Origin of the sequence: Psychroflexus sp. MES1-P1E (genome assembly GCF_002836055.1) — a bacterium.
Lineage (GTDB): Bacteria > Bacteroidota > Bacteroidia > Flavobacteriales > Flavobacteriaceae > Psychroflexus.
Genome location: NZ_PJBS01000332.1, coordinates 1 through 15263, shown reverse-complemented (window position 1 = coordinate 15263; position 15263 = coordinate 1). Strand labels below are relative to the sequence as shown.

Below are 15263 nucleotides of genomic sequence, written 5' to 3'. Positions count from 1 at the left end.
AAGATTGCTATTATTTTTGCACCTGCAATTAAAATTTAATCCAAATAAATAGGAATTAAGATGAGTACCATTAAAAAACTAATACTTTCTTTAGTTTTACTTTTTAGCTTTATAGGTGTAGAGGCACAAACGAAATCGAATAATCAAAAATCTTCGGACTCTATTCAAGATTTAAGGGAGGTAACTATCGTTGCTAATAAACTCCTGGGAAGTAAGTTTGAAGTAAAAAATAGAACAGGTTCTGCCTATTTTCTATCCAAAAAAGAACTTCAACAACAAAATTATACCGATATCAACCGAGTTCTAGCTCAAGTGCCAGGGGTTTCTATTTATGAAGAAGATGGATTTGGACTTCGACCTAATATAAGCTTGAGAGGAACATCCCCGGAGCGTTCTTCTAAAATAAATATCATGGAAGATGGAGTTTTAATTGCTCCTGCTCCTTACAGTGCTTCCTCTGCTTACTATTTTCCAAATGTTAACAGGATGCAATCTGTAGAGGTACTTAAAGGAAGTAGCCAAATTCAATATGGTCCAAATACCACTGGTGGAGCTATCAATTTTATATCTACAGAAATTCCAAATGACTTCAGAGCTAACCTAAGAACAAGTTATGGAACATACCATACCTTAAATAGTTATGCTAGTATTGGCGATTCTTTCAAAAACTTCGGTTATAGTGTTGAATATAATAAACGGCGTTCAGATGGCTTCAAAAATCTTGATAATGGAGGAAATACAGGATTTGACACCAATGATTTTGTCGTAAAATTTAGAGTTAATACAAATCCCGAAGCTAGAATCCAGCAATCTTTAGACTTTAAATTTCAGTATTCTGATGAACAATCTGATGAAACTTATCTTGGGCTAACCGATGAAGATTACGGGACAACTCCTTATAGAAGATATGCTGGTTCACAAAAAGATTTGATGGATACGGAGCACACGCAATTTATGTTTACTCACACAGCAAAATTCTCAAATTATTTCAGAATCACAACCACTGCTTATAGGAATGATTTTAAAAGAAATTGGTATAAATTAGATGATGTATCCGTAAGCGGAAGTTCAGCTAGCATTTCAAATTTAATTGAAAACCCAGGAGACTTTCCCTTTTTATTTGGACTGGTAAATGGAACACAGAACTTTCAAGGTTCTGCTCTCAATGTAAAAAATAACAATCGAGAATATTATTCACAAGGAATTCAAACTAAAGCGGCTTATCACTTTACCACTGGATCGGTTTTTCATGATGTTGAAGTAGGTTTAAGATATCACCAAGATGAAGAAGATCGTTTTCAATGGGTCGATGGTTATAACATGATTAATGGAAATATGAACTTAGTGGAGCAAGGAACTCCTGGAACAGATTCTAACAGAATAACTGATGCCGATGCTTTCGCTGCTCACGTTCTTTATAAATTGAAGTACAAACGTTGGACATTTACTCCAGGGTTGAGATATGAGAATATCATTTTAGAAAGAAATGATTTTGGAACCGAAGATGTCACTAGAACTGGAACTAACTTAAGTACTAGATCTAATGAAATGAATGAATTTATACCAGGAATTGGGGTTAATTATAAGTTTAATCAAGAATTTTCATTATTCGGTGGAGTTCACAAAGGTTTTTCTCCAGCTGGAACTACAGTAGGGGAAAGCTCGGAGCAGAGTGTGAATTATGAATTAGGAACACGTTTTAGTCTCTATGGTTTTTCTGGTGAAGTTGTAGGTTTTTATAATGACTATAGCAATCTCCTTGGGAGCGATTTAGCTGCAACTGGTGGTCTTGGTAACTTAGATTTGTTTAATGCAGGCGAAGTAGATGTAGCAGGTCTTGAAGTGCTAGGTAGTTATGATTTTCTAACCAATAACGTCAACTTCAGTCTTCCACTAACGATGACTTATACATTTACAGATGCAGAATTCCAAAATACCTTTGATAGTAATGTTGGTATATGGGGAGCAGTGGCTTCAGGAGATGAAGTCCCTTACATTTCTAGACATCAGTTTAATGCAGGTTTAAGTTTTATGGCTGAAAAATTTGAAGTTCATGCTAATTCTAGATATAGAGGAGAATTTAGAACTCAGGCTGGTTCTGGAAACATTTCCACCAATGAAAAAGTAGGGCGTAATTTTATTTTAGATATTTCAGCTAAATACCATTTAACAGATAACTTTAGTTTGACGACACATGTCATCAATATGTTAGATACCGAATACGAAGCCTCCAGAGTACCAGCTGGTCTTAGGCCGGGTCACCCTTTTGGTATCTATGGAGGATTTGAATTTAGCTTATAAAAGTTTGATTTTTATTTCAATAAAAAGCCCTGATCAATTATGATCAGGGCTTTCTTTATTAAACTTTTTAGTCTCTACTTATTGCTTGATTATTTTCTTGGTAATAGAGTTTGCACCATCGCCTATTTTCACAAAATAAATCCCAGTTGCATAAGCATTTAAATCAATGGATATAGCACCATTCATTTGAGTTTGGTAAAGTTTTCTACCACTCATATCAAATAGCTCTACATTAAATTCTTCATTTGAATTTATTTCAATTTGTACAAAAGCAGATGCTGGATTTGGATAAACACTCAAGCCAGAGCTAAAATCGAACCCAATTGAAGATAGGTTATCACTAATTCTGAAATTTGTAGATTCAGATGCATCAAATTCACCTCCTTCGAATATGAGTTCACCCGTACCCGTTTCCAAACTGTAAGATCCAATACCATAGGCGCAACAAATACCATCATTTAGTGTATCTAATATTACAAATTCGTAGCAACTATCTGGATCCACTTCAAAAGTCACAGTATAAGTTGTGTTATTAGCAAATCCTCCTTGACTTTGGGCTAATAAGTTTCCATCTTGATCATAAAACTCCCAAGAAGTTTCAGAGGCATAGTCATCAGTCAATAATGTTAAAATTACTGTTTCTGTTTCATATGTAGCATCTTGGAAATTGTCTATTGTTCTTGTCATAGAATTGTTATCAGGAAATCCATCTTGAACACCATCAATCTCTAAAGAGGCAACCAATACATTTCCATCTGAAAGGGTAAGAGTAGGAGAAACAATTTCTTCGCTTTCACCTATTGCTAAAGAGCCTGACCAGTCTACACTTATTTCAGATTGGGTACCTATTTGATAGATTAATGTAGCATTAGTCACAACGTCATTTCCTTGGTTGAGTATTCTGAACACAGGAAAAGCTTCATCTCCACAGATAATACCACTTACATTATCAACTGCTAATGCTACGTCATTATCAAATATTTGCAAAGGTGGAAATTGATCTAAAATAACAACTCCTGAACCAGTAGGATCTAGCCATTCTTGTAACCGTGATGAAGACGTATTTCCGTAATCCCAGGACACGTCAAATCTTCCATAATAATCAAAGTCTCCATTATTCGCAGTACCACTACAAGCAGCACGACCCCCAGCAAGTTGTCCAACAATTCTTCCATTCTGATCAAAAAGAGGTGAACCTGAGGAACCAGGCTCAGTTACTCCCAATTCCCACTCATCTAAAAACCAATTGTCCATATCATCAATTCCGTTAAAAGGTCTAGAATTTTTTGCAGGAGAATCGTTATCTCTTGCAATTTTCATGATGTCTCCACTAGGATGGTGAATACCCACTGTAAAATCTGGAATATCTCCGCTTTGGTCCCAGCCTGCCCAAACTAAATCCCAATCCGTTGGTAGGGGAGCATTTATTTCTAGTAATACAAAATCAGATTTAACATTTCTAGCTAAAATAGATCCTCCACTGGCCGTCTGATTAAAAGGACCATTTGTAGAGTTTGTTGTTGTAGAACATGAAGGGTCTGGACTTCTCCAATCGAAACGAAAAGCCCAACTGGCGACTGAACTCCCAACACAATGATTTGCTGTTAAAAAGTACTGTGCACCATCATTATTGGTATTATTTATTAGGGCGCCTGAACATAAACCATTGCCACCAACAACAACCATAGCCACCGATTTCTTTAATTCTTCTTTCAAATCATCAAAGTCTGGACCTAATGGGCAATCTACATCTTGATTACAGGGGCCAGAACTATTTAATGCCTTATTTAGTCGGGGGATATCCATAACACTCCTATATCCATGAACCACCTTAGAGATATGAAGCTGACCTTTGAACTTAGCGTTTGCAGGTTCAAAATATTCTATCCAAATATTATCCCCATCGATAAGCCAACTTCCAAATTGCATATCGTCTCTATTTTGAGAAGAGGTATAGGCTCCTAAAAGATCTGTTTTATCCTCATTATAAAAATAAAGTTTAGCTCCATCAGGAAGGTGATATTCATCAAATAAAAAATTTAAAGTCTTAGCCCCTTCAGATTTTATATTCAAAAGCCAAACTCGATCTCCATTTTTAAGTTCATTCCAAGTCCCATCTTTAAAGTCGAGACTCACTTGATGTTCGTAACCAAATCTATAGGGTTGATTCTTAAGCTCGTCGTTGATAGCGTCTTCTACTTGCAAAGATTTTAAATCAAAACTAGGAAGATTTAAAGCTTTGTTTGATTCAATTTCTAATTTCCAACTCTTAGGTTTACCTTCATTGGTAACTTGAGCTTGACTAAAACCAAAACAAAATAAGGTAAATAATAAAATATAGTATTTATTTTTCATGTTAAAATTTTTAATTGATTACGAATATATTTAAATAAATTGTTAAATAAATTATTCTAGTCTTTTTAATTAAAATCAATTGCATGACAAAACGCTAGTTTTTAGCTTAAAATAGCTGCCATAATGGTAATATTTTTTTTAGGTATATACTTTGAACTGATATTTTAAAACTACGTCATATGGATTTTAAAAACTTCACCATAAAAACACAAGAGGCTTTACAAAAAGCTCAGTTACTTGCACAAGAACTTGAACATCAGCAAATAGAGAACGAACATATTTTTAAAGCTATAACTCAGGTTGATGAAAATGTAACCCCTTTTCTTCTAAAAAAGCTCAATATCAATACTCAGTTATTTCTTCAAATTTTAAGTAGAAATTTAGAGAGTTTTCCAAAAGTAACCGGAGGTGACATTGTATTATCCAGAGAAGCGGGTAAAACCCTTAACGAGGCAAGCATTATTGCTAAAAGAATGAATGATGAGTATGTCTCTATTGAACATCTAATTTTAGCTATTTTTAAAAGTAAGAGTAAGACTTCTCAAGTTTTTAAAGATCAAGGAGTCACAGAGAAAGCTCTAGAATCTGCTATACAAGAACTTCGCCAAGGCAATCAAGTCACCTCTCAAAATGCAGAAGACAATTATAATTCTTTAGAAAAATATGCCAATAACTTAAATAAACTTGCCGAAGAAGGAAAGTTAGACCCCGTTATAGGAAGAGATGAAGAAATAAGAAGAATTCTCCAAATTCTTTCTCGTAGGACTAAGAACAACCCAATGCTCGTTGGTGAGCCCGGTACTGGTAAAACGGCTATTGCAGAAGGTCTTGCTCATAGGATTATCGCTGGAGACATTCCTGAAAACCTAAAATCTAAAAAGATTTATAGCCTTGATATGGGCGCATTAATTGCTGGTGCTAAATATAAAGGAGAGTTTGAAGAACGATTGAAATCAGTTATCAAGGAAGTGCAAGGTAGTGATGGAGATATTGTCTTATTTATAGACGAGATCCATACTCTTGTAGGTGCTGGTGGAGGACAAGGCGCAATGGATGCGGCTAATATTTTAAAGCCAGCCTTAGCCAGAGGAGAATTAAGAGCAATAGGAGCTACAACATTAGATGAATTTCAAAAATACTTTGAAAAAGATAAAGCTTTAGAGAGACGTTTTCAAAAGGTAATTGTGAATGAACCAGATACCGAAAGTGCTATTTCGATCCTAAGAGGAATTAAAGAGAAGTATGAAGCTCATCATAAAGTCCGGATTAAAGATGAGGCCATCATTGGAGCTGTTGAACTTTCTCAACGCTATATTACCAATAGGTTTCTTCCTGATAAAGCTATCGATTTAATGGATGAGGCAGCGTCAAAATTAAGGATGGAAATAAATTCGAAGCCTGAAGAATTGGATGTACTCGACAGGAAAGTCATGCAGTTGGAAATAGAAATTGAGGCCATTAAGCGTGAAAAAGATGAAACTAAATTAAAATCGCTTAGAGCTGACTTGGCAGACCTTAAGGATGAGCGCAATACGCTTCACGCTCGATGGAAAAATGAAAAAGATGTGGTTGATCATATTCAGAGATTAAAAACTGATATTGAAGAGTATAAACTAGAAGCAGAACGAGCAGAGCGCGAGGGTGATTATGGCAAAGTAGCTGAATATAGGTACGGCAAAATAAAAGAAACTCAAGAACAACTCGGTAAATTACAAGAACAGGTCGAAAGCCAGAAAACCAAAAATACCCTTATTAAAGAAGAGGTTGATTACGAAGATATCGCTGAAGTAGTTGCCAAATGGACAGGAATTCCAGTGACAAAAATGCTTCAATCTGATAGAGAAAAACTTTTAAAACTTGAAGATCAATTGCACAAAAGGGTTGTTGGACAGCAGGAAGCCATACAAGCGGTCTCTGATGCTGTAAGGCGAAGTCGTGCTGGCCTTCAAGACCAAAATAGACCAATTGGATCTTTTCTCTTCCTAGGCACTACAGGTGTGGGTAAAACGGAATTAGCCAAAGCGCTTGCGGACTATATGTTTGACGATGAAAGCTCGATGACACGTATAGATATGAGTGAATATCAAGAAAGACACTCAGTAAGTCGGTTGGTAGGGGCACCTCCAGGCTATGTAGGTTATGAAGAAGGTGGGCAATTAACGGAAGCGGTAAGAAGAAAGCCATATTCTGTTATACTTTTAGATGAAATTGAAAAGGCCCACCCAGATACGTTTAATATTTTATTGCAGGTTTTAGATGAAGGTCGACTCACAGATAATAAAGGTCGACTTGCAGATTTCAAAAACAGTATCATAGTCATGACCTCTAACATTGGAAGTCATATTATCCAAGAAAAATATGATACGACTAAAGATGTTGAAAGTGCAATGGAAAGTGCTAAAGTGGAGGTTCTAGGCTTATTAAGACAAAGTGTAAGGCCAGAATTTCTAAATAGAATTGATGATGTGGTTATGTTCACTCCCTTATCGAAAGACAACATTAAGGAAATTGTCGGGTTACAGCTCAATGGTCTAAAAAAGATGTTGATGAAACAAGGTATCACTATAGATGCTACAGAACAAGCTATCGAGTATATAGCCAAGATTGGCTTTGATCCACAATATGGAGCAAGACCTGTTAAAAGGACGATCCAAAAAGAAGTTCTTAACATCCTATCAAAAGAAATTTTAGCCGAAAAAATCAAAACCGATAGCATTATCCTTTTAGATCAATTTGATGACAAGCTGATTTTTAGAAACCAATAGTACCAATTTATACTAAACAAAAAGCCCGTTTTTACAAACGGGCTTTTTGTTTAGTATAAGAAGTCAAAATCAATCTATCCAAGTTTGGTACATCATATAATTGTCTGCTGTTCTTTCTATCATTTCTTTATTTTCTTTAGAAACATCTTTCAGTTTTTTAGCTGGAATACCCGCATAAATTGTATTTTTTTCAACACGAGTTCCAGAGACAACAATTGCGCCTGCGGCTATAATACTCCCCGATTCTACAACAACATGGTCCATCACTATAGCACCCATACCTATTAATACGCTATCTTCTATGGTACAACCATGAAGAATAGCCTTGTGTCCTATAGAAACTCTATTCCCGATTTTTGTTGCTGCTTTTTGATAAGTACAGTGAATAACAACACCATCTTGTACATTAACTTCGTTTCCGATCTCAATAGAATTAACATCTCCTCGAATAACAGCATTGTACCAAACACTACAATCGATTCCCATCCTAACATCTCCTAGCACAGTAGCATTCTGTGCTAAAAAACAAGACTCTGGGATAATTGGTGAAACTCCTTTAACAGATTGAATAAGTGCCATTTCTATTTGCTTAAGTACATTTTACGTCTTCCATATAGCTCATAAAAGGTATCATCTTTTAAGCTATCTATAAACAGGATGCTTTCTCCAGTACTTTTCATCTCTGGTCCTAGTTGCTTATTGACATTATGGAACTTATCAAAAGAGAAAACCGGTTGCTTAATAGCATAACCTTCAAGCTGAGGATTAAAATTAAAATCTTTTACTTTTTTATGTCCTAGCATAATTTTAGTGGCATAATTCACATAAGGCTCCTTATAAGCTTTTGCTATAAATGGAACTGTCCTTGATGCTCTTGGATTAGCTTCAATAATATATACATTATCATCCTTTATTGCAAACTGCACGTTTAGTAAACCCACCGTATTTAAAGATAACGCGATTTTCTTGGTATGATCTTTTATCTGCTCTAGTACTAAATCTCCAAGATTGAAAGGAGGTAATAACGCATTAGAATCTCCAGAATGGACTCCACAAGGTTCAATATGCTCCATAATTCCTATAATGTAAACATCTTCACCATCGCATATCGCATCTGCTTCTGCTTCTATAGCTCCATCTAGATAATGGTCTAATAATAGTTTGTTATTAGGCATTTTCATTAATAAGTCTACGACATGAGTTTCTAGCTCTTTTTTATTAATCACAATTTTCATTCCTTGGCCTCCTAGGACATAAGAGGGCCTTACTAAAATAGGAAAATCGAGCTCTTCTGCTAAAGCTAAGGCTTCATCTGCTGTTTCTGCTACCCCAAATTCTGGGTATGGGATATTATTTTGTTGTAATAATTTAGAAAAACTTCCTCTGTCTTCCGCTAGATCTAAGGATTCAAAACTTGTTCCCAAAATCTTGACACCGTATCTGCTTAACTTTTCAGCTAGTTTTAAAGCTGTTTGTCCTCCTAGCTGAACGATCACCCCTTCAGGGTTTTCATGCTTGATGATATCGTAAATGTGTTCCCAAAAAACAGGTTCGAAGTATAATTTATCTGCCGTATCAAAATCAGTAGACACCGTTTCAGGATTACAATTAATCATAATCGTTTCATAACCACATTCTGCAGCCGCCATCACTCCATGTACACAGCAATAATCAAATTCGATTCCCTGTCCTATTCTATTAGGTCCAGACCCTAGGACTATAACTTTCTTTTTATCGGTCACCACACTCTCGTTGGCTAAAACTTTCTTCCCATTTGCGTCAATTACATCTGCTTCAAAAGTGGAATAATAATAAGGAGTTTGGGCCTCAAACTCCGCTGCACAAGTATCTACCAACTTGTAAATTCGATTCACATTAAGCTCCTCCCTTTTGGTGTACACCTCGCTTTCTAAACACTTCAACATGTGAGCGATTTGTCGGTCTGCAAAGCCTTTTTGCTTAGCTTCAAGCATTAATTCCTTAGTGATACTTTTTATATCATACTTTGAAATTTCTTTTTCTAAACTGTATAGCTCTTCGTATTGCTTAAGGAACCACATATCAATTTTGGTGATCTCATGAATACGACTTAGTGGGATTCCCAACTGAATAGCGTCATAAATCACAAACACCCTGTCCCAGCTCGCATATTCTAATTTGCTTAAAATTTGATTGTAATCTGTATAGCTTTTTCCATCAGCACCAAGTCCGTTTCTTTTTATTTCTAAAGATTGAGTGGCTTTATGCAAAGCTTCTTGGAAAGAGCGTCCAATCCCCATCACTTCACCTACAGACTTCATTTGCAAGCCTAAGGTTCTATCTGATCCTTCAAACTTATCAAAATTCCAACGTGGTATTTTTACAATAACATAATCTAATGTAGGCTCAAAAAATGCAGAAGTAGTTTGAGTGATTTGATTATGAAGCTCGTTCAAATGGTAGCCTATAGCAAGTTTTGAAGCCACTTTTGCAATAGGATACCCAGTTGCTTTAGAGGCTAAGGCTGAGGATCTAGAAACCCTCGGGTTTATCTCTATGGCAATAATATCTTCTTTTTCATCTGGACTTACCGCAAATTGAACATTGCACCCACCAGCAAAATCACCGATACTGCGCATCATTTTAATGGCCATATCTCTCATTTTTTGATACGTCCTATCACTTAGCGTCATAGCTGGAGCGACAGTTATAGAGTCACCAGTATGGATACCCATGGGATCCATATTTTCTATACTACAGATAATCGTCACATTATCATTGCGATCTCTGAGGAGTTCTAACTCATATTCTTTCCAGCCTATCAAGGCCTTATCAATTATGACCTCATGAATAGGAGAGGCTTCGAGCCCACGAGTAAGAAGCTCTTCAAAACTATCTTCGGAATAGACTATAGACGCACCGCTTCCCCCAAGGGTAAAGGAAGCACGAATTACAAGAGGAAACCCAAAAACTTGAGCTACCTCATTTCCTTGAAGAAAAGACGTCACTGTTTTGGACGGAGCAACTCCTATTCCAATATGCTGCATTAATTTTCTAAATTTCTCTCTGTCCTCTGTGATATTGATCGCGTCAATATCTACTCCAATAATTTTAATACCAAAATCTTCCCAGATGCCTTTATCATCAGCCTCAATACACAGATTCAAGGCCGTTTGCCCCCCCATTGTTGGAAGAACAGCGTCAATGTCTGGGTGTGCATTTAGGATGTCTACAATAGATTTGGTTGTTAGTGGTTTCAAATAGACATGATCTGCCATAGAAGGATCAGTCATTATTGTAGCAGGGTTGCTATTGATTAAGATTGTTTTTATACCTTCTTCACGAAGAGATCTTAAGGATTGAGAACCTGCATAATCAAACTCACAGGCTTGACCTATAACTATAGGACCTGAGCCTATGAGTAAGATAGTCTTGATAGAATTGTTTTTTGGCATAGTAAGATTATAAAAAGTGAGACTATTGGGTATAAAAAAAGGCGTTACTTAAAGCAACACCTTATATTATGAATTTAATGTTTCATTTCTTATCGTTTTCTAAGACTCATTTCAGAGGAAACACTCAATTTCTTTCTTCCTTTTGCTCTTCTTCTTTTTAGGACTTTACGGCCGCTTACGGAGGACATTCTCTCTCTAAAGCCGTGTTTATTCTTTCTTTTTTTATTGGAAGGTTGAAAAGTTCTTTTCATTTTTTATTTCTTTAAATGTATTATCTTTTTTTGAAAACTGGGTGCAAATATACGACTCCTTTTTATTTTTGCAAACCTAATAATAAAGTTTTTTTCAATTGTTTTTGTTAGATTTGCAATTAAAATTAAAATCATGTTTCATAAAAATTTCAAGCTTATCATTGCAGGCCTTTTAATAGCTTTTGGCATATTCCAAATTGTTGAAGGTTTCATTGGTAATGGAATTGCCCTTATTCTTTTTTCAGGGATATTTATCTTTATTTATTTTAAAAACGAAATGATTTTGTTGGCATTTTTAAGATTGAGGAAGCAGGATTTTGAGGGAACACGAAAATGGCTAGATAGAATTAAAAATCCTGAAACGGCTTTAACTCAAAAACAACAAGGCTATTTTAACTATATTCACGGCTTATTACTTTCTCAAACCAATATGACGAAAGCTGAGAAGTACTTCAAAAAGGCGATAAAATTAGGTTTATCCATGCAGCAAGATTTAGCAATGGCTAAATTAAACCTAGCGGGTATCGCTATGACTAAACGGAGAAAGCGAGAAGCACAACTGCTTTTAAAAGAAGCAAAGTCTCTTGATAAAAATGGAATGCTAAACGAGCAGATACAAATGATGAAGAAACAAATGAAGCGCTTCTAATTACCTACAATATTTTTTTCTAAAACTAGATGGCGAAATTCCTGAGTGTTTCACAAAGGCATTTGTAAAGCTAGAATTGGATGTGTAGCCAATATCGAATGCAATTTCCTTAATCGTTTGGTAAGTGTTTTTTAACTTTGAAGAAGCCAATTTCATTTTCTCATCAAGAACATATTGATATGGTGTTTTACCTACTTCCTTTCCAAACTCTCTTATAAAGTGAAACTTACTCCAACCTGAAACGCGTATAAGTTCATCTGTTTTAATTTCTTGATTAATATTGGTATCGATATATTCCAAAGCTCTTTTAATGGGTTTTGAATATATGCTCGCTTCTTCAACTTCATAGTTACCAATATCATCAAAAGAGGCTTTTTTGTTATACAAAGCCAATTCAATATTGCCTATGACGTCAATTTCCCTAAAGGGTTTGGATAGATATGCTACAGGCTTAGTCGTTTGGATACGTTTAAGAGTTTCTGTATCTGTATATCCTGTGATATAGATAAAAGGAATTTTCGACTTGGAATTTAAATACGACCCTATTTGTATGCCCTCGTATTTTTTACTTAAATCAATATCCAGCAAAATAAGCTCGGGTTTAAAGGTGTCTAGGTTTTTAATACAACAATTATAGCTCTCGCAAATAGTTGAATCAAAACCATTTTGATTGAGAATAGATTGGATTTCAAAAGATACTATTTTGTCATCTTCAACTATTAGTATTTTTGTTTTCATAAGATTGGGAATGATAGTCTAACAAATTTCTTTTTGTAATCGAATTTACCCTTAAGCTGTTTTACCAATAAATCAAATATTTTAAACTGCTTTTCGAATAAATCAGGGAATTTTTCATGATTTTTAATACTATCAAAGGAGAATTTTAAACTTATCTTTTTTGAATTGTGGCTAAAATCTAACACCATTCGATCGTTGAGGCTCATCCTGAAATCGTTAATCTCGACCAAAATATAAGCCAAAATTAAAAGGTCATCTACGTCTGCTTTCAAATGCGAAATGCCCGTTAATTCAAAGTCTATCTCAGAGGTAGAACTTTTTAAATATTGAAGGAATTGGAGCACATAAAATTGAAAAGAAATCAATGTATCAGATGGTAAAGCTTCTTCTTTATTAGTCCTATAAAATACATCGTAGAGATAGGTGAGGGCAAATATTCTATCTACAATAACCTTCCTATCATCAAAGTATAACCGATTTGTCGCCGATTGTATATTCATCAAACTCAATTGAGTTTGGAGATTATTTTTAAAACGATGAAGAGTTTTGTCTAGGATTTCTTTTAAACCGTCACTGTTTTCATTTAAATTATTTGTCATTAAAAATTGATTAGTTAAAACAAATATAAGTTATTTAAAATTAGTAATTTATAATAATTGCTAAATAAGCAGAAAGATTGTTTAGGTTTAATCGCATTAATTTGTTTAAATTTAACAATTAATAACTATTATATTGTTAAAAATTATTTTTTATTTATTTTTTTCATTGTCAATTTTTTCTCAACCCGCAGAAAAAAATGATAGTATTCTATTTTCCCAAATGTTAGAATTATATCACGATGAGTTTCAAACAAAATCAGAGTCTGATTTTAATCTAGGAAATCACAATTCTACCAATAATTATTTTGATTCTTTAGTCAGTCTTAAGCTTAAGGGGACAATTCTAGATAACTTTAGAGTTTACAGTATCAATAATAAGATTAATCATCTATACGATTTTAAAAACCCTTTATATCTCATGAGTTATGCGTCTTGGTGTGTTCCTAGTAATGGGGAGACCGAAGCTTTAAAGCAACTCATAGACACCCATGGAGATTGGATGGATTTTGTACTTATAATGTGGGATACGAAAGAAGATGCTATTTTGTTTTCTAAACAATTTCATACTAAAATCAAAGTATTGTATGTCGACGAATTATATAATACAGAAACCAAAACTATTAAAATGTTGAAGCACAAATTAGGGCTTCCTATCTCTATAACTTTAAGTCAGGATAAGACAATTCTAAACATTAGAAGCAATAAGCAAGTTCATCCATCTGTAGACACGGAAATAGCTACTAAGATTTGTCTAAAGTCTATGAAAAAAGATATTTTAGATTTAAAAAAATATGAAAATCTATAGTTTATTTAACAAAAATCATTCTAAACCCAAGGACCACTAATACGATTCCAAAAATCCGTTTTAAAACCTTTTCATCTAGACTTATAGCTAATTTCGATCCCAAATATCCCCCAATCACAAACATAAGTGCCATAACTAATGCATATCTCCAATTTAAACTACCATCTTGGTAATAGGTATAGGCTGCTGCTAGCGTCACTGGAACTGCTAAAACGGCAAGGCTTGTACCTTGAGCTTGGTGCTGTGAAAATCCTAAAAGTAAGATCATAAGCGGAACCATCACCACTCCCCCACCAACTCCGAGAATACCACTTAAAAAGCCAGCAATAAGACCAATAACTACCAATGCTAAAATCACTAATAAACTCATACTAAAGGTTTTTATTTAAGAACTTCAATTTTGTAAACTTTCTTGGAATAATTATCCAAATGTTTATCTCGAAGCCAAGGATTATGAATCTTTAAGGTCTTATAATTCATATTAAACTGTTTAGCAAAATTTACGAAATCACTTACCGCCGTATCGACTTCTACCTTTTTTATAGGCTTCATTTCATAAAGATCTTTATCCTCATAATGAAAGCCAAAATCTTCAGCATTGGATAGAATATGTTTTAAAGCTACGATTCTAAAAACATACCTAGATGTTTCTGGATTGAGAAGTAAATCAAAATAATCGTCTACCTCTTGTCGTTTTAATTCTCTCGATATTCCTGCATTACCGGCATTGTAGGAAGCTGCGGCTAATGTCCAAGTTCCAAAACGCTCCTTGGAGTTCTTGAGGTATTGGGAAGCTACTTCAGTAGCTTTTTCAATATGGTAGCGTTCATCAACATTATCGTTGACTTCAAGACCATAATCTTTTGCAGTTCCTTTCATGATTTGCCAAAATCCTGTAGCACCTGCGTGAGAAACTACATGTTCTAAACCGCTCTCCGCAACCGCTAAATATTTAAAGTCATTTGGAATCCCATTCTTTTTTAGAATAGGCTCAATAATAGGAAAATACTTATGAGCCCTTTTTATCAAAAGTAGAGCATTGGATTGCCAATACGTATTGACTAACAACTCTCGGTCTAACCTTTCTTTGATATCTGGAATATCTAAAGGAATCTTTTCTCCTGCAAAATCAATTTGCTCTGGTATGTCTATCGCAAACACGTTATAATCATTTTCAAAACTTTTTTCTGGATTCGAAGTTTTAACGTCTTCATCGTAGCCAGCTATAAAACTGGTTATGGCAAAATAACTTCCAAGGGTTAAAGTGGCCACCCCTAAAGTAAAAATCGATTTTGTAAAAAAGGTATCTAATTTCATGTTTTAGTTTATTTTTTAATGTTGTAAAATTCCTTCTGAAATTAATCCA

12 protein-coding genes are annotated in these 15263 nt (G+C 34.7%); 4 read left to right on the top strand and 8 right to left on the bottom strand.

Annotated elements, in window-relative coordinates:
* Positions 1-60: 60 nt before the first annotated feature.
* Entirely contained in the window at positions 61-2301 is a 2241-nt protein-coding gene (locus CXF67_RS14840) for a TonB-dependent receptor family protein (protein ID WP_102089452.1), read from the top strand.
* A gap of 78 nt (positions 2302-2379) precedes the next feature.
* Here the strand turns inward: CXF67_RS14840 and CXF67_RS14835 are convergent, their stop codons facing one another.
* Positions 2380-4656 (bottom strand): T9SS type A sorting domain-containing protein, encoded by a 2277-nt coding sequence (locus CXF67_RS14835; protein ID WP_102089451.1) that lies wholly within the window; start codon positions 4654-4656, stop codon positions 2380-2382.
* A gap of 179 nt (positions 4657-4835) precedes the next feature.
* Between CXF67_RS14835 and clpB the strand changes: the two genes are divergently transcribed.
* The gene (clpB, locus tag CXF67_RS14830; protein ID WP_102089450.1) at positions 4836-7421 is read left to right on the top strand and encodes an ATP-dependent chaperone ClpB; all 2586 of its coding nucleotides are present in this window, start codon (positions 4836-4838) and stop codon (positions 7419-7421) included.
* Between the two features lie 69 nt (positions 7422-7490).
* On the opposite strand, the gene CXF67_RS14825 is transcribed toward clpB, so the two are convergent.
* From CXF67_RS14825 to rpmH, 3 genes are all read right to left on the bottom strand, one after another.
* Positions 7491-8000: a gamma carbonic anhydrase family protein gene (locus CXF67_RS14825; protein WP_102089449.1), complete on the bottom strand. Its 510-nt coding sequence runs from the start codon at positions 7998-8000 to the stop codon at positions 7491-7493.
* Between the two features lie 2 nt (positions 8001-8002).
* Positions 8003-10855, bottom strand: a complete 2853-nt coding sequence (gene carB / locus CXF67_RS14820) for a carbamoyl-phosphate synthase large subunit (protein ID WP_102089448.1) — start codon at positions 10853-10855, stop codon at positions 8003-8005.
* A gap of 89 nt (positions 10856-10944) precedes the next feature.
* Positions 10945-11106: a 50S ribosomal protein L34 gene (gene rpmH, locus CXF67_RS14815; protein ID WP_093368309.1), complete on the bottom strand. Its 162-nt coding sequence runs from the start codon at positions 11104-11106 to the stop codon at positions 10945-10947.
* Positions 11107-11239: 133 nt separating this feature from the next.
* Between rpmH and CXF67_RS14810 the strand changes: the two genes are divergently transcribed.
* Positions 11240-11755: a hypothetical protein gene (locus CXF67_RS14810; RefSeq protein ID WP_015025999.1), complete on the top strand. Its 516-nt coding sequence runs from the start codon at positions 11240-11242 to the stop codon at positions 11753-11755.
* Here CXF67_RS14810 and CXF67_RS14805 read toward each other — a convergent pair whose 3' ends face one another.
* Together CXF67_RS14805 and CXF67_RS14800 are read right to left on the bottom strand one after the other, a co-directional pair.
* The gene (locus CXF67_RS14805; RefSeq protein WP_102089447.1) at positions 11756-12493 is read right to left on the bottom strand and encodes a response regulator transcription factor; all 738 of its coding nucleotides are present in this window, start codon (positions 12491-12493) and stop codon (positions 11756-11758) included. It abuts the gene before it with no gap.
* Positions 12490-13092: a sensor histidine kinase family protein gene (locus CXF67_RS14800; RefSeq protein WP_102089446.1), complete on the bottom strand. Its 603-nt coding sequence runs from the start codon at positions 13090-13092 to the stop codon at positions 12490-12492. The genes CXF67_RS14805 and CXF67_RS14800 overlap by 4 nt, the downstream gene beginning before the upstream one ends.
* 220 nt (positions 13093-13312) lie before the next feature.
* Here CXF67_RS14800 and CXF67_RS14795 point away from each other — a divergent pair, with 220 nt between their 5' ends.
* The gene (locus CXF67_RS14795; protein WP_257984706.1) at positions 13313-13897 is read left to right on the top strand and encodes a TlpA family protein disulfide reductase; all 585 of its coding nucleotides are present in this window, start codon (positions 13313-13315) and stop codon (positions 13895-13897) included.
* A gap of 1 nt (position 13898) precedes the next feature.
* Here the strand turns inward: CXF67_RS14795 and CXF67_RS14790 are convergent, their stop codons facing one another.
* Both CXF67_RS14790 and CXF67_RS14785 read right to left on the bottom strand, forming a co-directional pair.
* A complete protein-coding gene (locus CXF67_RS14790; RefSeq protein ID WP_102089444.1) occupies positions 13899-14267 on the bottom strand; it encodes a sulfite exporter TauE/SafE family protein in 369 nt (122 codons plus the stop codon).
* A gap of 11 nt (positions 14268-14278) precedes the next feature.
* Positions 14279-15214 (bottom strand): lytic transglycosylase domain-containing protein, encoded by a 936-nt coding sequence (locus CXF67_RS14785; protein WP_102089443.1) that lies wholly within the window; start codon positions 15212-15214, stop codon positions 14279-14281.
* Positions 15215-15263: the final 49 nt, after the last annotated feature.